17 protein-coding genes and 8 pseudogenes are annotated in these 18672 nt (G+C 68.7%); 9 read left to right on the top strand and 16 right to left on the bottom strand.

Translation table 11 applies throughout. The features are described 5' to 3' along the window. Positions 1–160 precede the first annotated feature (160 nt). Together ABT288_RS31020 and ABT288_RS31015 are read right to left on the bottom strand one after the other, a co-directional pair. Positions 161–923: pseudogene (locus ABT288_RS31020) on the bottom strand (transposase). Between the two features lie 358 nt (positions 924–1281). Continuing rightward, positions 1282–2736 (bottom strand): serine hydrolase domain-containing protein, encoded by a 1455-nt coding sequence (locus ABT288_RS31015; RefSeq protein ID WP_351614646.1) that lies wholly within the window; start codon positions 2734–2736, stop codon positions 1282–1284. Positions 2737–2872: 136 nt separating this feature from the next. Here ABT288_RS31015 and ABT288_RS31010 point away from each other — a divergent pair, with 136 nt between their 5' ends. Further along, on the top strand, positions 2873–3598 hold the full coding sequence (locus tag ABT288_RS31010; RefSeq protein ID WP_351614644.1) for a TetR/AcrR family transcriptional regulator: 726 nt from the start codon (positions 2873–2875) through the stop codon (positions 3596–3598). 15 nt (positions 3599–3613) lie between these two features. Here ABT288_RS31010 and ABT288_RS31005 read toward each other — a convergent pair. Both ABT288_RS31005 and ABT288_RS31000 read right to left on the bottom strand, forming a co-directional pair. Beyond that, a protein-coding gene (locus ABT288_RS31005) for an IS5 family transposase (protein WP_351614641.1) occupies positions 3614–4494 on the bottom strand; the annotation gives its coding sequence in 2 pieces (ribosomal slippage) (positions 3614–4131 and positions 4131–4494; 882 coding nt in all). Between the two features lie 309 nt (positions 4495–4803). Further along, the gene (locus ABT288_RS31000; RefSeq protein ID WP_351614638.1) at positions 4804–5709 is read right to left on the bottom strand and encodes a S41 family peptidase; all 906 of its coding nucleotides are present in this window, start codon (positions 5707–5709) and stop codon (positions 4804–4806) included. Positions 5710–5805: 96 nt separating this feature from the next. Here ABT288_RS31000 and ABT288_RS30995 point away from each other — a divergent pair. Then, positions 5806–6113, top strand: a pseudogene (locus tag ABT288_RS30995) (MFS transporter); the annotation flags it as partial. A gap of 101 nt (positions 6114–6214) precedes the next feature. Then, the gene (locus ABT288_RS30990; RefSeq protein ID WP_351614636.1) at positions 6215–6343 is read left to right on the top strand and encodes a hypothetical protein; all 129 of its coding nucleotides are present in this window, start codon (positions 6215–6217) and stop codon (positions 6341–6343) included. 231 nt (positions 6344–6574) lie between these two features. On the opposite strand, the gene ABT288_RS30985 is transcribed toward ABT288_RS30990, so the two are convergent. The 3 genes from ABT288_RS30985 to ABT288_RS30975 all read right to left on the bottom strand — a co-directional run bounded on the left by ABT288_RS30985 (position 6575) and on the right by ABT288_RS30975 (position 7983). Further along, positions 6575–6808 carry a hypothetical protein gene (locus ABT288_RS30985; protein WP_351614633.1) on the bottom strand — a complete coding sequence of 78 codons (234 nt, stop codon included), beginning with the start codon at positions 6806–6808 and terminating at the stop codon, positions 6575–6577. Positions 6809–6881: 73 nt separating this feature from the next. Further along, a complete protein-coding gene (locus ABT288_RS30980; RefSeq protein WP_351614632.1) occupies positions 6882–7247 on the bottom strand; it encodes a hypothetical protein in 366 nt (121 codons plus the stop codon). A 337-nt stretch (positions 7248–7584) separates the two neighbouring features. Continuing rightward, complete coding sequence (locus tag ABT288_RS30975) at positions 7585–7983, bottom strand: VOC family protein (protein WP_351614630.1); 399 nt, start codon at positions 7981–7983, stop codon at positions 7585–7587. Between the two features lie 93 nt (positions 7984–8076). Here ABT288_RS30975 and ABT288_RS30970 point away from each other — a divergent pair. Next, positions 8077–8330, top strand: a pseudogene (locus ABT288_RS30970) (transcriptional regulator); the annotation flags it as partial. Then, a pseudogene (locus ABT288_RS30965) lies at positions 8323–8993 on the top strand (DNA polymerase III subunit alpha); the annotation flags it as partial. The pseudogenes ABT288_RS30970 and ABT288_RS30965, both read left to right, overlap by 8 nt. A gap of 341 nt (positions 8994–9334) precedes the next feature. Here the strand turns inward: ABT288_RS30965 and ABT288_RS30960 are convergent. The 7 genes and pseudogenes from ABT288_RS30960 to ABT288_RS30930 all read right to left on the bottom strand — a co-directional run bounded on the left by ABT288_RS30960 (position 9335) and on the right by ABT288_RS30930 (position 14016). Continuing rightward, positions 9335–9673 (bottom strand): hypothetical protein, encoded by a 339-nt coding sequence (locus tag ABT288_RS30960; RefSeq protein WP_351614627.1) that lies wholly within the window; start codon positions 9671–9673, stop codon positions 9335–9337. A 674-nt stretch (positions 9674–10347) separates the two neighbouring features. Then, positions 10348–11583, bottom strand: coding sequence for an MFS transporter (locus tag ABT288_RS30955; RefSeq protein ID WP_351614655.1), 1236 nt, complete (start codon positions 11581–11583; stop codon positions 10348–10350). A 20-nt stretch (positions 11584–11603) separates the two neighbouring features. Then, positions 11604–11753: a hypothetical protein gene (locus tag ABT288_RS30950; RefSeq protein WP_351614660.1), complete on the bottom strand. Its 150-nt coding sequence runs from the start codon at positions 11751–11753 to the stop codon at positions 11604–11606. Positions 11754–11970: 217 nt separating this feature from the next. After that, positions 11971–12048 (bottom strand): annotated as a pseudogene (locus ABT288_RS30945) (DinB family protein); the annotation flags it as partial. Between the two features lie 74 nt (positions 12049–12122). Then, positions 12123–13184 (bottom strand): annotated as a pseudogene (locus ABT288_RS30940) (FAD-dependent oxidoreductase). 56 nt (positions 13185–13240) lie between these two features. Continuing rightward, positions 13241–13798 (bottom strand): annotated as a pseudogene (locus tag ABT288_RS50330) (zinc-binding dehydrogenase); the annotation flags it as partial. A 2-nt stretch (positions 13799–13800) separates the two neighbouring features. Beyond that, the gene (locus tag ABT288_RS30930) at positions 13801–14016 is read right to left on the bottom strand and encodes a hypothetical protein (protein ID WP_351614657.1); all 216 of its coding nucleotides are present in this window, start codon (positions 14014–14016) and stop codon (positions 13801–13803) included. On the opposite strand from ABT288_RS30930, the pseudogene ABT288_RS30925 reads away from it, so the two are divergent. From ABT288_RS30925 to ABT288_RS30915, 3 genes and pseudogenes are all read left to right on the top strand, one after another. After that, positions 14003–14294, top strand: a pseudogene (locus tag ABT288_RS30925) (IS110 family transposase); the annotation flags it as partial. The gene ABT288_RS30930 and the pseudogene ABT288_RS30925 sit on opposite strands and share 14 nt — an antisense overlap. A 46-nt stretch (positions 14295–14340) precedes the next feature. After that, positions 14341–14691 (top strand): hypothetical protein, encoded by a 351-nt coding sequence (locus ABT288_RS30920; RefSeq protein WP_351614624.1) that lies wholly within the window; start codon positions 14341–14343, stop codon positions 14689–14691. Between the two features lie 467 nt (positions 14692–15158). Continuing rightward, positions 15159–15710 (top strand): hypothetical protein, encoded by a 552-nt coding sequence (locus ABT288_RS30915; RefSeq protein ID WP_351614622.1) that lies wholly within the window; start codon positions 15159–15161, stop codon positions 15708–15710. Between the two features lie 812 nt (positions 15711–16522). Here ABT288_RS30915 and ABT288_RS30905 read toward each other — a convergent pair. Together ABT288_RS30905 and ABT288_RS30900 are read right to left on the bottom strand one after the other, a co-directional pair. Then, positions 16523–16930, bottom strand: coding sequence for a hypothetical protein (locus tag ABT288_RS30905; protein WP_351614619.1), 408 nt, complete (start codon positions 16928–16930; stop codon positions 16523–16525). Positions 16931–17394: 464 nt separating this feature from the next. After that, positions 17395–18036, bottom strand: coding sequence for a hypothetical protein (locus ABT288_RS30900; RefSeq protein ID WP_351614616.1), 642 nt, complete (start codon positions 18034–18036; stop codon positions 17395–17397). Between the two features lie 462 nt (positions 18037–18498). Here ABT288_RS30900 and ABT288_RS30895 point away from each other — a divergent pair, with 462 nt between their 5' ends. Continuing rightward, positions 18499–18666, top strand: coding sequence for a hypothetical protein (locus tag ABT288_RS30895; RefSeq protein ID WP_351614614.1), 168 nt, complete (start codon positions 18499–18501; stop codon positions 18664–18666). The last annotated feature ends 6 nt before the right edge of the window (positions 18667–18672 follow it).

The raw sequence follows: 18672 nt of genomic DNA, 5'->3' as shown, positions 1-18672 counted from the left end.
TCGACAGCTGCAACGGTCGGCGGAACTCCCCGATCATCCCCGTCGACCATGCTGCCGCACCGGGAAACTCCAAGATCCCCGACAGAGTCAAGCTAAGGCTTGTCCCGCAATGATCAACTGGCGCTGGCAGTCAGGGTTGCGGAGCCCACGTTCGGCCTGACTATCCCGCGAGGGCGAGGTTGTGGAGGCGGGCGATGCCAAGCATGGCGTGATGCACGCCGTTCCCTTTCAAGCGGCAGTCGCGACGGATCTTCCAGCTCTTCATGCGGGCGAAGGCGTGCTCCACCCGGGCGCGGACCTTGCGGTGCGAGCGGGTTGTGCTCCTCCTTCCAGGTCGGAAGTTCTTCCTGGCCGCGTTCGCGACGGTGCGGGATCACCAGTCCAGTACCGCGGTACCCGCCGTCGGCGATCACCATGGTGTTGCCGACGGCGGACTTCGCCCCGGACGGTTCCCACGCCTTGCAGTCGTTGCGGTTGCCCGGCAGGGGCTGGCCAGCCACGACGACCAGCCGGGTATCGGCGTCGATGATGACCTGGTGGTTGGTGGAGTACCGATAATTCTTCGACTGCTCGACGACCGCGTGATCACGCGTCGGAACCAAGGTGCCGTCGACGATGAGCACGGTGTCCCTCCGGGACCGTTTGCGGGTCCGCAACGCGAGGAGGGGCCCCATACGATCGATGTTCCTGCCGACCGCAGACTTCGAGATCCCAAACAACGGAGCCAGCTGCCGGAGCGTCAGATTGGTTCGCCAGTACGCCGCTACCAACGAGACCCGGTCCTCCAGTGGTAGGCCCCACGGCCGACCGCGCTGAACGGCATCGGTCTCTTGCCTGCGAACAGTTGTGACCAACTTGCTGAAGCTGCGCAGGCTCAACCCGGTAAACGGGGCTATCCAGGACGGCTGCGACGCCGTGATCACTCCGGCCCCACCAAGATCATCCCAGCACGGTCACAGGCGTGGGCTGACTCCCATCGTCACAGCTCCCACCACAGGTCCATGTTCTGGTGGACGCGCTCGCGCAGACAGCTTGAGTGGGAGTACACAAGCTGCCGCACGTTGCTGGAGTGCGCAGGACCAAGCCGGAGCTCATTCGCATCCTGGTCCTGCTCAAGATCGACGACGAGCCAGCAGAAGCAACAGGTGGGGTTCCGGTCCAACGACGCACTCCCTCGTAGTCCCGCCAACGGCGCCGAGCACCTCACACTCTACGTCCGGAGCGGCACGCCAATGCGGGACAGCCTGTAGGGCCTGTCCGGCGGATCAGGGTCGGAAGGCCCTAGGCGACCTTGGGGCCGCAGCGCATACCGACGTAGACGCAGGCTGTGCCGTCCTCCAGGGTGGAGAAGACCACGGGCATGTAGTCCTCGCTGAACGCCGCGCCCACCCCGGTACCCGCGAAGACCGTCTCCGTCACCGGTATCAGGTCTATGTCCAGGGGCTCGGAGAAGTCCTTCATGCCGTCGACGAACTCGTACACCGCGTGGCCCGCCCCGTCCCGCTCGGTCACGGTGATGACCACGCCCTCGCGCCGGTACGTGCCGACGAGCGGCGCCCAGTCGACCACGGGCGGTGTGGCCGGCGGGGCGAAGGGCGCCGGCATCGTCACTCCGGCCAGCTCGGCGAGGAGTTCCCGGTAGAGCGCCGCGTACAGTTCGCGCGCGCCGCCACCGTTGGTGAGCAGCGCGACTGCGACGCCCGCCGTCGGCACCACGCGCAGATAGCCGTACTGCCCGATGGAGGCGCCGTCGTGCCCGTATCCCTGGACGCCGTTCCAGTCGTACAGGGTCCAGCCCAGGCCCCAACCGTCGGCGCTGACGGTCCACTTGTCGGGGCAGTCGACCACGCGGCGCTGCATCAGCGCGACACTCTTCTCGGACAGCACGCGCGTGCCGTCCTCCGCCACCCCGCCCGCGAGGTGCATCCGCGTGAGGCGCGCGAGGTCCCCGGCCGTGGCGATGACCCTGCCGTAGGGGCCGGCCGAGCGTGGCATCAGGTCCCAGGACGGCGCCGGGTCCGGGTCCTGGCCCGGCTCGCCGAGGTGTCCCATCGCTGCACGGAACCGCAGCGCCTCCTCGGGCAGTGTCATCGTGTGCGTGAGGCCGAGCGGGGTGAGGAGCAGGTCCTTGAGGGCCTCGTCCCAGACCTGGCCCGTGACCACCTCGATGATCCGGCCGAGCACGTTGTATCCGATGCTGCTGTAGGAGATCGCGGTGCCGGGCGGGCAGTCGAGCGCCACGTCCTTGGCGGCCTCGACGTACTTGGCGAGGCAGTCGTCGCCGCGCCCGCTGTCGTAGGTGAAGTCACAGGTGAGACCGCTTGTGTGGCTGAGCAACTGGCGTGTGGTGATCGTCCTGGTCGTCTGGGGGTCGGCGACCGAGAACTCCGGCAGCACGTCCACGACCGGTGCGTCCAGGTCCAGTCGGCCCGATTCGACGAGCCGCATGATCAGGGTGGCAGTGTAGATCTTGGCGATCGAGCCCATCTGGTAGACCGAGTCGGTCGTCGCCGTCACGCCCGTGCCGCGGTGGAGCACGCCGCTGGCCAGCTCGTGGACGGTCCCGTCCACGAGGACCGCGAGGGACGCGGCCGGGACGTGGTGCTTGGCGCGCAGTGCGTCGAGGCGGTTCTGCCAGTGGACGAGGTCCAGCTTCTTGCCCGCCGAGTCCCTGGTCCCCCAGTCGCCCTTGGCCTCCGAGTTGCCCTGCGCGTCCCAACTCACGTTCTTCGACATGCCAGCTCCCACCCGTTGCGTACGGCGTCCTCGATGCGAACACTGTACGCATCACGTAACACTGTACGCAAGATGCGTACAGTGTGCGCTACTGTGTGGGGCGATGGACGTGGGACGAGCAGAGACGAGGGGCCGCATGCCAGCCGACGAGAAACCGACCGCCTCGGTGTGGACCCGGCCGCGCCCCCGGCAGCGGGAACACCTGACCCGCGAGCAGATCGTCGCCGAAGCGATCCGCCTGCTGGACGCGGAGGGCGTCGAGGAGCTCAGCATGCGCAAGCTCGGCACGCGCCTGGGCACGGCGGCCACCTCCCTGTACCGGCACGTGGCCAACAAGGACGAGCTGATCGAGCTGGTCGTGGACGACGTCTACGGCGAACCGGATGTACCAACAGCCGCCGACGGCGCCCGGTGGCGCGCGGCCGTCACGCACACCGCCACCGAACTGCGGGCGATGACCCTGCGCCACCCGTGGATCGCCCCCGAACTGGGCCAGGTCGGCCTCGTCCACATCGGCCCGAACGCTATGCGGATGTCGTCGGCGCTGCTCGCGCAGTTCGAGGCGGCGGGCTTCCCCGCGGACGAGAGGGACCAGGCCATGAGCACACTCATGGCGTACGTCATCGGGATCGCGACCGCCGAGGCCGCGTACCTCTCGCTGATCGCCCGCAGCGGCAAGACCGAGCAAGAATGGGTGGCGGCCCTGCGACCGGCCTTCGACGAGGCCACACAGGAGTACCCGCGGCTGCGCGCGGGAAGCTCCGCACAGCGGGACGTACACCCGCAGCGGATCCGCGATGACAACTTCACCTACGGGCTCGAGCGCGTCCTCGACGGCCTGACGGCCCGACTCACGCCCTAAGGACTGTCCGACGGGTCACGAGCGAAGCCAGAGCCGGACCGCGGCTACAGTCACGGTGCCGTGAAAGACGTAGGCCCGCTTGTCGTAACGGGTCGCGACTGCGCGGGAGTTCTTGAGTCGGTTGATCGTCCGCTCGACCTCGTTGCGGCGCCGGTAGCGGTCGCGGTCGAAGCCGGCGGGCCTGCCGCCCTCCCGGCCTCTGCGCCGCCGGTTGGCCCGCTGGTCCTTCGGCTCCGGCATCGTGTGCCGGATGTGGCGTCTTCGCAGGTAGCGGCGGTTCCGGCGGGAGCTGTATGCCTTGTCACCGCTGACGTGATCCGGCCGGGTTCGGGGTCGCCCGCCCAGCGGCCGGGGGACCCGGATCCGGTCTAGGACCTCGACCATCTGCGGGGCGTCGCCCCACTGGCCCGGCGTTGTCAGGAGAGCCAGGGGGCGGCAGCCGCCTTCGCCGGCGAGGTGAATTTTGCAGGTCAGGCTGCCCCGGGACCGTCCAAGTCCCTCGTCGGGGCGGTGGTGCCGGGGCGTCGACCTTATTTCGGGACCCGCGGCCTGGCCTTGCGCGCGCCGGCCGCGTGCTGATGGGCCCGGCAGGACGTCGAGTCGACGCCGACCATCGACCAGTCGATCCGCCCCACCAGGTCGGCGTCGGCCTGGACCGACTGCAGGATCCGTTCCCAAGTGCCGTCCGCCGACCAGCGCCGATGCCGTTCGTAGACGGTTTTCCACGAGCCGTAGCGTTCCGGCAGGTCACGCCACGGGACACCGGTGCGGATCCGGAACGGGATTCCGTTGATCACGGTGCGGTGATCGTTCCACCGGCTGCCCCGGCCACCCAGAGGAGGCAGATGCGGCTCCAGTAACGCCCACTCGCGATTCGTCAGATCCCCCCGACCCACGATCGAACCAACGAGCGACTAGGCAAAAGGTCACATGATTCGCCGGACAGAACCTAGTGGCGCGTGCTGGTCACCGAGATCCCGGGGTTTCATCGTCTGCGGCTCGAGGTCTTGCATGACATGAGTGGTGCCAACAGATCGGTCGCCTGAGCCGATGAGCGAATCGGGCCAGATCAGCTGAGACAGAGGTCAATTACGGGGTGTGAGCACGCCGAGGGCCGCCGGAGACTGGGGCCTCCGCCACCGAAATCCGCCGCCGAAGTGGATATGGGAGGCACTGCGTGCGTGCTGTCGGTGAGCTGGACTGGGTCAGCCTGCCAGTCGGGCGAGGGCCAGCGCGTGCGCGTGGTCGAGGGAGGCGGCAGCGGCGCAAGGGATGTCCGGCTGCACACCGGTGCCCTCCCAGTTCGTGCTGGAGACGGGGTTGACGGCGCGGCCAACAGGGACGGTGGCTTCCAGGTGTGGGTGCACGGTCCAGCCCTTGCACGGATGTGCGCCGCCGCGGGTGCGCTCACCGACGACTACGGCGCGGCCGAGCTGTTGGAGGTCGTAGGCCAACTCCTCAGCGGCAGAGAAGGTGCTGTCGCTGGACAGTACATACAACGGCTTGCTGCCACCGAAGCGCGCGCCAGGAACGTGCGGCAGGCTCCAGGACTGCTCGCTGCGGTCGCCGCCGTGCCAGTACATGGTGTTGAGGTGGGTGCGCTCGTCGAGTAGGTAGCTGCACACGAAGGCGACCGTGTCCGGGTCGCCGCCCCGGTTGGAGCGAAGGTCCACGATCAGCGCCTGGGCGCGGGAGGCCAGGGTGAGCGCGGCGCTCAGCGGTTCGGCGGCCCACTCCAGCGGAAACAGCATCGGTGCCAGCTCCACCACGGCGACCCCACCGTCGAGCAACTCCACCCGGGGCGCACCGCCCAGCGAGGTGTCGAAGTCCCGGCGCATGGCGTCCCGGGTGGCCGCCCCCTGCTCCGGGGACACCGGGTCGGCGTGGTGCTTCAGTCTCAGGTGTCGGTCGCCGTTGACGGACTGCAGATCTGCGGTGACCAGACGGGCGAGCTCCTCGGCACCGTCGACGTCATAGGCTCCCTCGGCGAGGCGTCGTCGCAGCAGGCCGGCGAGCTGCTCGGCTATCTCGGGGAAAACGTAGTGCTCGGTCAGCAGCCGGGCTGTCTCGTCGATGACGGGGGCAGGCTGAAGCTTCGTCAGAATCGTCATGGCAGGGAGTAGAGCACAGCCCTTGCGAAAGCGTCAAAGGATTTAGACACTTTCGGTTTGCGAGATCAGCCTTCCCAACTGCCGCCTCCTGAGGACGTCCTGCGGATCGGTGCGCCTGAGCAGTTCGCGGCGCTCGCTCACCCGGTGCTGGGGGCGATGCTCTTCGAACGGGTGCCACGCCAGATGCTGGGCCGGGTCAACGCGCTCGGTGACTCGCTGGCCCCGGCCTGTATCCCTCTCGGCGGACTGATCGCTGGAGCGGCGGTGGCCTCTGCGGACTTGTGCCAGTGCTGCTCGCCTCTGGAACCGCGTACTTCCGCGCCACGAACCTGCCTGGACTGTGCGCGGAATGGCGCGAGATGGACCGTCCGGGTGGGCGAAGGCGCCCTGAAGCGGCACGCTGAAGACGACGCTTCAGCAAACAGCGTGGATGTCATGACATGACGTTCATGGGCTGCCTCAGCGGCATGCCGCTGAGGTTCTGAGGAGGGCACAAGCTTCCTCTATGACGGCCAGGGCGAAGCGGATTTCCACCTCGGCCGCGCACGTACCGAGCGGCTTCGTGCCCGGCGTCGTGGGCCCGCACGAAGGATGCCGCCCCACCCTCATCGCCACCACCGTGCCGGAGACCTGACAGGGAACTCCCAACGCAAAGCCGTAACCGCGTGGGCGGGCCGACGACGCGGGCAGCCGATGAGCAACCTGCTCGCAGGAGCTGCCAAGCTGCCAAACCTGGAAGGCCGTGAGGCGGCAGGCCCGGTGCGGACGGTCCTGCGGGGCCAGGCGGGACGACGGCATTCCTCTCCGGCCAGCTACCAGCGGAGGGTCCCCGCCGCGTGGCCGCTGCTTCCAGCGCGCCGTCCAGCTACCTACGGAGCACCTCAAGGGCGAGTGAGACCCATGCTCTGAGGGTCTTACCCGGCGAGACGTAACTCTCCCGAACGCCGTCCGCGTTTCCCAGCCGGTGCCGCTCCAGGCGGATCGCACCCAGATGGCGCGCCTTGTAAACGGGCGAGCGCCAGGCGCCGGGCAAGGAGGTGTTGCGCGGGCCGTAGGCGTCCCAGAAGGCGGTCCGCTCGTCCTGCTTGGCGCCGGCCACGCGGGGCCGCGGCTGTGCCGTGGGTGTGGTGGTCCGTCCGCTGATGCCTTCGGGAGAGTGGCCATCATCCTGGTCAGGCTAGATCTGTCAGCTCTTCCGCGAACACCTGCGACAGAGGTTGCGGTCCCACATACTGCTGGCAGTTGCACTGACCAGCCTCGTAACGCAGCGGCTTCTTGTTCTCATCCCAGGCCACTGGCACCTCGACGCGCTCGTGGCACTGGCCCTGCTTGTCGTGTTTGGCGAGGTGGTGCGTGCATCCGCACACTGGCTCAGGAGACTTGTTCGCTGCTTCGACGGCCAAACGTTCCTGTCTCGCCGCTTCCAGCAACTGCAACTTGCGCTCATGCCGATTACGCAGTGCGGTGCGGACGTTGTCAGCTGCCCACGCGAAGCCACCCGTCCAAAAGACGATGAGAACCCACCAGATCCAGTCCATCCGCCGTCCCCTCCCCCTGTGCTGCTGCGGACCAGCATAGATGGAGCTGTGGTGTCTCAGGACGTTGGTTCCACGAGGAGTGGTCGAGTAGTCCGTTCTCGCCGTGCGCGCCAGCGGACGCATCACTGGGCCAGGCAGCGGCGGGAGATCCCGGCTGCCGCAGCAACGTGCGCGATCGGACGTCCGGCGTCGATGGGCAGACGCAGGCGCAGACGTCGTTCGAGGGTCAGCGGTGCGTTCCGATGTCGCCTCCTGGTGACGCTCCTGGACTCGGCGGATGAGTTCATCGGGAGCCCCGGGATCTCAGGGGCTCCCGCGTGAGCGGCTGTGCGTGGCGTCAGCGTGCGAACTTTTCGATGGCCGCTGGGGTGACGGGGGTGAAGAAGTTGACGAGGTTGCCGTCGGGGTCACGGAACAGCAGCGACCGGTTGCCCCAGGGCATCGTGGTGGGCTTGTTGACGAAGTCGGTGACGAAGTCGGTCAGGTTCTGGTGAACGCGGTCCACGTCGTCGACGAGGAACTCGGTGATCACGCTGTGGTTGTCCGCCGGGCGGGCAGAGCCAGGGGCGAACAGCGGGACGGTGCGGGTGCCGGCAATCGCGAGGGTGGCGCCCCCGGTCTTGAGTTCGGCGAAGTCCTCGGTGGCCCACGTCGCCCGCGCCCCTGTGGCTCGCTCGTAGAACTCGACGAGGCGCGCTACGTCGCTGGTGATGATGCGGATCGAGACGAAGTCCATGGGGATCTCCTTGGCTGTGCTGGAGGCGTGTACGTCGCAGGCTAGGAGAAATAGTGGACAGAATCGGTCCTGTATTCGCGTTGGGCTGCGAACATGCCTCGACCCACCGGCCGCGTGCCTGACACTCCTGGAGTGGTTACAGTCAGGCGGCACCCGGACGGTGGCCGAACTCGCCGACCGGCTCGGCGTCCAAGGGCGCACCGTGCGGTGGGTACCGGCTCGCCCCCGGGTACCGTTTGCCTCCGCTCATGCTCAGCGACGACGCGGCGCCGGCCGTGCTGCCCGGCCTGGTCGGCGGCCGCCGAGCAGGGTTGATGACGGCGGGTCACACCGCGAGCGAGACGGCCCTCGTTCGGGCCGCTGTGGGAACTCGCTGAAGGTCTGGATGCGCTGCCGCGCGCTACGCCATGCACCCCTGCGACGTGAACATCTCCAATTGCGCCCCTGCTGGACCGGCTGCCCGTGCAACCGACCCCGGCCGGCTACCCGATGGTGCAGGCCGACAAGGAGGACGTCGAGGACCTCGGGGTTGCTCAAGCTCGACGTGCTGGGCGTGCGCATGCGGTCGGCGATGGCCCACGTGCACAGAGATCCGCCGCACCACCGGCCGCCAGCTCGATCTCGACAACCCCGACCACGTCGACCTCAGCGACCCGCTCGCCTTCGCAATGATCCAGGCCTCCGGCACCGTCGGCCTCTTCCGGCTGGAAGGCCCCGGTCAGCAGGACCTGGTGGGTCGGCTGCAGCCCCGGCACATGCAGGACGTCGTGGCCGACACCAGCCTCTTCAGCCCCCGGCCCCGGCCCCGGCCCGTCCAGGGCGGCACGCTCGCGCTGTACATCGCGGCCTGGCACGGCGCAGCACCCCGCTACCCGCACCCGCACCCGCACCCGGACCTGGAGCCGAGCCTCAACGACACCTACGGCGTGGTGATCTGGCACGAGCAGATCAGCGCGATCCTCGCCCGGATCACCGGCTGCGTCCGCCTCCACCCCTACGCGGACCGAAGGGGACGGGTTCCCGTAATCCTGAAAGAGGTTGAAGCGGAACCTGCCGGGCCACGGCTCTCGTGAAGGGATGTGCGATGTGCGCGATGGGTTCGCGCCGAGCGCCTCTCCGGGATGCGAGCCGGCAGGGGTACCGATCGGCCTGACAGGCCCGGTCCGGCGGTTCACGTGGGGGACTGGACAGCGTCATCGCCCGGGGCGCATCACATGGTCGGGACCGCTGGATGTGCAGCCTGCCGGCTGGTGGAGCGAATCAGCGCCCCAGTTGGCACTGCTCGCCAAGTACGTTGCTCAGTTCGGCGAGAAGACGGACGACGTACACGTCGCCGGAGCGGTCGGGCCCATCAGACGCGGCTCCAGTCGTTTGTGTCCCAGTAGCCGTCGTGGCGGACGCAGCCGCCGTCGGCGACGACCAGTCCCTCGCCGGTACGTCGGCCGGGGCTCAGCGTTAGCGCGACGCCGTGGTCGTCGGTGGTGTGGATCTCCTGCAGGCCGGTCGCTTTGCCGGTGACCGGGTCGGTCCCCGGCTGCGTCGTCACCTTCCATCCTCGCTCGGACCACCGCCTGCGAAGGCCGGCGACCACCGCGCGATACCCGGCGTCGCCGCCCTTGACATCCGGGGCCCAGGAGACGGACGGCTGGTCCCGGTAGGTGTCACCGCGGTCGACACCGAGGTCGTCCACGCAGGATGCGCTGGCCCTGGACTTTCCCAGGATCACGGAGTCCGGATCCGAGCCCAGGAAGCGAACTGTGTCCTCGCCGGCGGCCTGCGTGTCGCGTACGTGCTGCAGAAACTGCGCCTCGGAACGGACTGGACCACCCACTACAGCGGTGCAGCCCACGAGCAGGAACACCACAACGGTCCCGGCAACGGACAGCCCCAGGACCCTGAACCGGCGGCGGAAAGCGGATGCCGCGGAAGCGGCGGAACGAGTCGGCATCATGAAGCCATCCGAACATCGCCACCCAGGCCGACGGCACCGTCGTCCTACTCAGTCTCGTACTCAGAAGGGCCAGAGTGTCCGGAGAGTCCTCATGGCGTCTCTGAGGCTTTGAGCACCCACCTGGCGCACGGTGCCCACCTGGGCGCTCAGCCACAGCTCCGTCACACACAAGGGATCCGGAGTGACTTGGCTCGCGGTCTTCGATTTTTGCTCGATACCTTCGATGGCGGAGCAGTCGCTGCAGACCTCCATTGCCCCCTGTGCAGCCGGAGGTGGGCTGTCCTGTCTCCGATGAGCAGGTCTGCCTGAAGAACCCGGCTTGTTCGGCCCAGCCCGGCGCTGGTGAAGGGAGACGTGCGGTTTCTCCACGCTGACACGAGTCTCATGAGACACACCGACGCCCACGGGCCGGGTCACCGACTGCTCGCGCTGACGGCGATAGCAGGGAGGACGGCGAGGGCGAGGACGCCGCCGATGAGGGCGAGGACGGGATAGCCGGCGGCGGCCACGACGATGCCGGAGCTCAGGCCGCCGGTGGCGCCGGCGATGGCGATGGCGACATCGACCATGCCCTGGGTCTTGGCGCGGGTGGCCAGCGGCACGGCATCGTTGATCATCGCGGTTCCGGAGACGAGGCCGAGGTTCCAGCCCAGCCCCAGCAGGGCGAGGGCCAGGGCGAGCAGGGCGACGGAGTCAGCAGGCGCGGCAGCGGCCGTGATGCCGGCGGCAAGGAGGGTGAGGCCAGAGGCTACGGCGACTGCTTTGGGACCGTGGCGGTCGACGAGCCAGCCGGTCAGCGGTGAGGGCAGGTACATGGCGCCGACGTGGATGGCGATGACGAGGCCGGAGGCGGCGGTGCCGTGGCCATGGTCGTGCATGTGCACGGGGGTCATCGTCATGATCGCCACCATGACGAGCTGGGTGAGGGTCATCGTCAGCGCGCCCGGTATCAGCCCTGGCTCGCGTGCATTCGCCGTGGTGACCGCCCTCGGCTGCTGGAGATCGAGGCTGCGGGCGAGCAGCAGGGGGTCGGGGCGCAGCCGGACGGCGAGTACGAGAGCGGCCAGCGCGTAGGCGACGCCGGCGAGCAGGAACGGCCCGGCCAGGATGGGTATGCCGAGGTGGCCGGCGAGATCACCGGTGGGTGCGGCGAGGTTGGGGCCGACGACGCCACCGAGGGTGGTGGCGACCAGAACGGTGGAGACGGCACGGGCGCGGTGGGCAGGAGCGGCGAGGTCGGCTCCGGCGTACCGAGCCTGAAGGTTGGTGGCGGTACCGGCGCCGTAGACGAACAGGGCGGTGAAGAGCAGTACGGGGTTGTGGGCGACGGCGGCGGCGATGACGCCCGCGCTGCCGACGGCGCCGGTCAGGTATCCCGCGGCCAGGCCTGGTCTGCGGCCCCGGGCCTGCGAGATACGGCCCACCGCGACGGCGGCGAGTGCCGAGCCGGCGGTGAACAGGGCGCTGGGCAGGCCCGCGAGGTCGGTGGAGCCGAGCATGTCCTGCGCGAGCAGGGCTCCGACGGTGACGCCGGCCGCGAGCCCCGCCCCGCTGAGGATCCGGCTGCTGACCAGGACGGCGAGGACGCGGCGCTGTGCCTCGGGCCGCGGGGACATACCGGCAGTGATGTCCGGGGCGGTACTTGTCACGGGTGAGTCTCTCCCTACGGCTACAGGACGTCCACGACGAGATAGCCGTCGATACGGCGCAGGTGCTCGCTGTCGGGGTCGGGCGGCAGTGCGTGGCCGAGGTTGTCCGCGCGGACCTCGCTGATCCACTGGTCGTGCTGGTACTCGTGGTTGATGAGCGCGGTGAGCAAGTGGCTGGCGACGATGGTGAGTTGGGTGGGAGCACCGACCCGGTCGGCGGCGATGTCGCCGATGCGGGCGTGGACGCGTTCGGCGACGGTCTCGCGGAACTCGGTGAGCCGGCTTGACGGTGGGCAGCGTGCCGCGGAACTTCTCCGGGTTCGCCGAGTCCATCAGGGCGTCCAGCTCCGGGTCCGGGCTGGGCTCGGCCGCGGTGAGGTTGCGGACCATGAAGTGGGCGACGTGGGCCTGGTGGCCCAGGTGCCAGCCGATGGCGCTGGAGTCCTCATGCGGGCGCCAGGTCACCTCGTCCGGCGTGAGGTCCTTCCACAGGTCGTCGGTGTAGGCACGAGCGCGGTCGTACTCGCGCAGCAACGCGCTTATCGGGAGCACGAGTTCGCCTCCTTTGTGGTCAGGGACGTGGTCACCGCTCGCTCGGCGGCGGCGAGGGCGCCTTCGATGTGCCCGGCGTACCGGGTGGCCGTCTCGGTCGAGGCCCAGTGCAGCCTGTCGTCCAGCGCGGGCCGTTGGTAGAGGGGGTGCCCGAACAGGGAGGAGTCGGTCAGGCGGTGGACGGCGGGCGGCGCGGTCCACCGCTCGCCGCTCCAGTCCTGTATGAGTGGTGTCTCGGGTTCGGCGGCGGCAGGGCCGAAAAGGCGGGCCGGCTGGGCGGTCACCGCCTGCTCGAAGTCGGGGCCGACGGCCCGGGCCGCGGCGAAGCCGAACAGCGCGGCGGGCTACCCGCCGGGACCCGACATGTCGTGCAGTTCCTGCAGCGGGCCGGTTCTGCTGACCGCCGCCCCCGCGAGCCCCGCATCCCGCCACAAGGCGGCAGGGCAGCGGGCGGCGACCTTGGCGACCGGGGTCGCCCGGGCGAGGCGGACCAGTTCCGGCGACAGGTCCGAGCCGAAGTCGATGCGCGCGAGGACGAGTGCGGGAGGTACGGCCACCACGACGTGCTCGGCGTGCAGCACCGCGCCCGGCGTACGGGCGTCGAGTCCGCGGGTGCCGCGGCGGTGGACCGCGCTGACGGGACTCTCCAGTCGTACGACGTCCGCGGGAAGTTCGGCCGCGAGCGCGCGGGCGAGGGCTTCGGCCCCCGGTGCGAAGCGGCGGGCAGGGGCGTCGATCAGGTTGCCGTGCAGCCGTCGCACACCGGTGGCGTCCTGTACCAGGGTGTCCCCTGACAGATGCTGCATGAAGGTGTCGATGCCGAGCCGCGCGGCGAGACCCGCGACGCACAGCTCTCCGTCCCAGAACCAGGTGGCCCCCAGGTCGAAGGCCCCGGGTGGAGCAGGCGTGCTGAGCGGACGCCCCCCGATGCGCTCGCGAGCCTCCAGGCACACCGTGTCGCGGCCGGCCGCGACCAGGGCGGCGGCCGCGGCAAGGCCGGCGATCCCGGCACCGGCCACGACGACGTCGTGGCCGCCATGCTGGAGCATTTACAGCTCCCTCTCTGCACCTTGGGGCGGACGCCGGTGGCGACCGCGAAGCGCATGGCCTGTTCGGTGTCGGCGGGGCTGCCGGTCAGATGACCGGTGATACTGCGTGCCCCCATGACGAGCTTGGCCAGGGGCAGTTGGAGGGGAGATCCGTCGAAGCCGACGACGGCGAGCCGCCCGTGCGGGGCGAGCCCGTCCACCAGCTCCGCGAGCGGCTTGCTGCTGGAGGCCGTGGACAGGACCAGCCGCGCCCCGCCCAACTCCGCGAGCGCGGCTCCGGGGTCCTCCCGCTCGGTGTCGATGTAATGCCGCGCGCCCGGCTCGTCGGTGAGCTTCCGCTTCTGCTCGCCCCGGCCGAGCGCCACCGTCTCGAACCCCATGGCCCCGGCGAACTGCACCGCCAGATGCCCCAGACCGCCGATCCCGAGGGCGTCGACCAGGTCACCCGGCCCGGCACCGGAGTGCCGCAGGGCGTTGAAGGCGGTGACGCCCGCGCAACCGAAGGGCGCGGCCTCCGCCGCGGACAGGCCCTCTGGGTTCCGGACGCCATGAGCTGTGAGGGCAGTCGTACAGGTTGCCGCGTGGGCGCCTTCACCGTCGACGCCGAAGAGCACGCTCAGCCAGTCCGCAAGGGGGCGGGGCGCACCACGGGTGGGTGGCCGAGGGCCTGCAAGGCGTGGCGGGTGAGGGTGCGCACGATGGCGGCCTCGGGGTCGGCTTCGAAGGGTTCGCGGCGCAGGCCGCGGGTCAGCCGGCGGCAGAAGTAGGGGGCGGTGGCGGTGAGGTGGTCGAGCGCCGGTGGGCTGAAGGCATAGACGGGCGCGGCCCCCATCACCCGAGCTTCGGGCAGAGGAGTACGTCGGGCGCCGGTTTGTGAAGGACAACCAGCTCAACCACGCGGGATATCTTTGGGCCTTCGCGACTCTCAGCCACTCGCCCGGAGCTGACGCGCACTACCGGCGTCGGCGCGAGGCTGGAGACTGACATGCCCAAGCCGTGCGGCAGCTGTTCAACCACATGCTCGGACAACTCCATCACTGCCTCCAGAACCGTGTGCGCTCCGACGTGTCATCGCGTTTCCGCCTCCTGCCGCGGCTGGCTGATCACTGAGGACGCGGCTCTGACAGGCTGTCCTCCTGAGTGCGGAGAGGGAGTCATGATGGAAGTCGGTGGATGGATCTGGGAGCGCAACCTGCGGTCCTTCCTGGAGTTGCTGTCGCGCTACGTGGGTTACGGCTTCAATGCCACCGATTGGGAGACGCTGGCACTGGCCGTCGAGGCGACCGACGACGAGCAGGCCGACGGCTGGTACTCATATCCCTTGGTCGGCGAGAAGCAAGAGGTCGAGGTTCGGCTGGCTCGCTCGGTCGGGGGAGATGAGGTCTCTGTGATCGTTGACGGACCTCTGACGCCCGAACTGGAGGTCCGGGCAGACACGCTGCTGTCCGCATTCGCGACTGGCCTAACCCAGGCAGAACAAGGTCCACTTGACCCGTCAGCCGCATGAGGAGTCTTTCTCCCCGTTGGTCGGAGGATGAGGACGTAGTTCAGCACAGGCCGGCCCAGCCCAGCCCAGCCCAGCCCAGAGTTCAGCCCATTCCGGCTGGCGGAGCGCGTCTGTACGCAAACTCCCTTGAGCGCACCATGGCAGGCACGGGCCTCTGAGGGGACGACTGCTCTGGGGCAGCCCGCATACGGGCTGTCCCAGAGCCATTTGAGTACTCATACTCATGCGCTCCCAGGCCCAGAGGGGGACAGTGCTGTCGACCGGACATGGGGGAAGGAGCACCGGTGGTGCGGCATCATCCGCGAACCGAGACGATGTGGTGTTCATTCCTCGCCGTCCTGGTACTGGCGGCCTCCGCCTGCTCGTCCCAGGACCGAGCCACAAGCCCGAAGACCGTTCGCAAGCTTGCTGGGAGCAGCGAAGCAGTCAGAGCCCGGCAGGCAGAGGAGAAGCATCTCCGGGACGTCGTGCGGGCATACGCCGAGCAGAACCCGCTCACCCTCGGCCTGGTCGACGTGCGCGATGAATGCTTCGGCGGGACAGCAAGGCAGTGGATCGATTCCAACGGCGACGACCAGTACAAGATCAAATGCTCTCTGTCGGTGACCGCCTACTACGGTGCCGACCGGAAACACTTCGTGTCAGTCCTCGACGGCATCCTCGCAGCCGGCGACCGGCCCGGATCCGGCGTCCCCTTCAACCACAGCTCTGACGGGCAGATCATCCACTACTACCGGCAGCACGGAGGGCAAGAGCAAGAGCCAGAAGCACCCCAGCTGTCCAGCGCCTCCCACACCCTGTCCTGGGACCCCGTACGCGACCGGAACCGCTCCTACCTGATGGTCACGGAACCGGACAAGTGCCGGGCGAGCGATCCGCCTGTGGCCCGATGTCTGAGGGAACCGGAATCCGGCACGGTCGCTGCCATCCGCAGCCAGTACGGCATGGTGTTCAAACTCGACCTGGGCCATTCCGACTACTTCACCATGTACAAAGACGGCCGAACTCGCAGGAACTGACCACCGCTCTCGTGGAGTTCGTCCTCATGCACGCCAAAGGGCCAGCCGCGCTCCGGTGCCCGACTCCAAGCAGCGAGGCACCACCCTTCTGAGGGTGGCGGCCTGCGATCACAGGTCTGTCCCTGGAGCTGCACGAACACGTCGCCTGGCCCGTTTACAACCGACGGCCCGAAGGGGCTGGACATCGACCACCTGGTTGTGCTGGCCGAGGCCTGGGCCTCCGTCGCGTATGGGTGGACGGCGAAGGAGTGCGAGGCCTACGCCAACGACCTGGGCGACGACCGGGCGTGAATCGTGGTCTCGGCTCCCTCGAACCGGTCCAAGATGGACCAGGACCAGTCCATGTGGCTGCCGCCGGATACCGCTGCACCTATGTCACCGACTGGGTGGCGGACAAGACCCGCTGGGGCTTGAGCGTCGATGCCGGCGAACCAGGCTGCGCTCGCTGAAGTCCTGAGCGGCTGCCCGGACGTTGCCGTCACCGTCACCCGGGCCCGCTGACCTCCGGCCCGCACCCCGGCCCCTCCGCCCACGCCGGGCGCGGGGCCGGTGCGTCATCGCTGGCGATCTTTCCCGGATTCGTCCCGACCCTGGCGTACGGGCTCTTACTGTCGGATCGTCAGCGTCCAGCAGCGAGAGCGGGGGAGCGGTATGCACGGCAGGAAGACCTTCCTCGAGGCGCTGCGGGCCTGCGCGACTCGAGGATCGCAACAGCCACTCCTCGGGGTGACCGTGTCGTCGCCAGAATCGCAACGCGGGGCTGCCGAGGCCTCGGATAGCCCTCGGTGCCCTCTGGTGTGGGCTCCTCGCGGTCAGCGTGCCCTGACGGTCTCGGTGGGAGTGACCATCTGCAGGTGGAGCTTGTTCGAGGTCCAGCTCGTTTCGTAGAGCGCTCCGCGGAACTGCAGCGTGCCGCGGTGTTTGGCCTGCACCCAGATGTCGACCGCGCCGCCGAGGCCGATCTCTCCGTGGGCGCACTTGAGCGTGCGCCAGGATGTGGTGCTCTGTCGTTGCTGCACGCAGAACTTCTGAAACCTGTCGTCGTCGTTCGAGGCGTCGCCCTTCACGTGGATGCGCGCGCCGGTTTTCACGGTGTGTGGGCTCACCTTGAAGTCGTAACTGATCTTTGCGGAGGCCGTCACCGCACTCAGTCCGAGTGCCGCTATACCGGCTGCTGTGACGACGGCTGTACGCGCAGCACGTCGGTTGAGAACGCCCATTGTCTGTCTCCCCGTTTCGGATGGTCTTGCTGTTTCTCGGCTTGCAGCCGCTGTATCAGCTCACCGATCGCAACCTGTGAGAGGGACGAAGCGGGAACACGGTTGCCCAGCGATTCACCATTTCTCGGTCGGCTCTCGACGAGCCTGGATCGGCGACCTCGCGCCGGTCCCGCTCTACTTGCATGTCTTTTGCTGTCGGGGTCTGGCGGCCGCCGCCGGCGCATGGCTTATCACCACGTGCATGGACGTAGTATCGATCACCAGTCGCACACCGCGCCCTTCGTGATCGTTACCGCCGTCCTCCGCCAATGGTCCTGCACAAGCGTCTGTCAGGGTGCGCCGATGGCCATGCGTTCCGAGCGCCGGACATCTCTGCCGAGGGCCTCGCGCAAAGATGCTTCTGACATCCAGCTTTGCTTCCGCCGTGTGTGAGGATCTTGGGCCGTTGTCATGTGACTGGAACTTCAACCGGCCGACGAGCGCCTGAGCTGGGCGGTCTGAGCGTCTCCGCTGGTGTGGTAGCTGGTGGCCGCACGCCGGCGGGCGACGATGTGAATGACCGCGCCGACTGCGACGGCCAAGACTGAGGAGAGGATCAAGACGATCTCCGACATGACGGCAAACGCGATATCGGCCCGGGCGGCACGCACCTGCCAGTCGAATTCCGGATCGACCAGCCCCGCGGGATCCCGCACCACCTGTACGCGCTCGCCGACCCGGTCGTCTGCACCGCATGAGATGGCACCGGGGGCGGGAGCGGCAGAACCGTCGTAGCGGACCGTGCAGTCGTACGTGGTCGACTTCCCGTGGTGGGCCTCGTTCCGTGTGACAACGGCTGACCGGGACACGCCCCGTGCCTGCAGGACCAGGGCCTGGGACGCCTGCATGGCGCACAGCGGCGTGGCGATCATCGGCGCGAACATCAGCGCCAGGGCCACCCCCCGCAGCACGGCGGAAGGAGACAACGACATCACCGCGACCAGCAGCCAGACCACGCCGACCAGACACAACACGATTGAGGGCACCAGCATCCAGCGCAGCGGCCCCAATACCCCACCGACAAGGGGCAGTAGCGCGGCCACCGGAACCGACAAAGCGGTCAGCACCGGGCGGCGTGGATATTCCAAATCGCCCGCCCGCTTCCTCCCGGCTCGCTTCGTACCCGTCGTCAACGCACCCCCGTCCGACCGTCCGACCGTCCAACCGTGTCAACGATCATTCTCGGACAGGGCCGGACCTTGTTGTGCGGCGGGGCGCTCGCCGGTTGCCGACCGCCTCCCGGGGCTGCCTGGATACCGAGGCACACAGGCAACCACGGCACCCTTCGATCACGTCGAGCCGGGTGCGGATGGCATCGGCTTTGATGCCGCTGGCTCGACCCGAGCCCATGCGCGAGACCGCATGGGCCTGACGCCCAGCTTGCCGGGGGATGCAAGTCCTGCCGCGCGCTCCATCGAGCCACATCCTGTCGGTCGGCCAGGGTGAGGCTTTTGCGTCTGCCTCGGCAGGGGCCGTTTCACCGACGGCTGGGAACTTTCGGGACGCGTCAAACGGATGAGGTGTTCAGCTTGGACATGCAGGGGCCCACGGTCACCGGCACCGACAGCGGGGGCGGGCCGACGGCGGGCGACCGCGACGGCACCCGGGCCCTGATCGAGGTGCTCCTGCTGGGCCGGCGTTTCCCGCACGAGCACCTGGTGCCCGCGGCTCGCCGCCACCCTGAGCGTGGGCGCTGACCGCGG

This window comes from Streptomyces sp. NPDC001093, from assembly GCF_040298985.1.
Lineage (GTDB): Bacteria > Actinomycetota > Actinomycetes > Streptomycetales > Streptomycetaceae > Streptomyces.
This window is presented reverse-complemented; position numbering and strand designations above follow the sequence as displayed.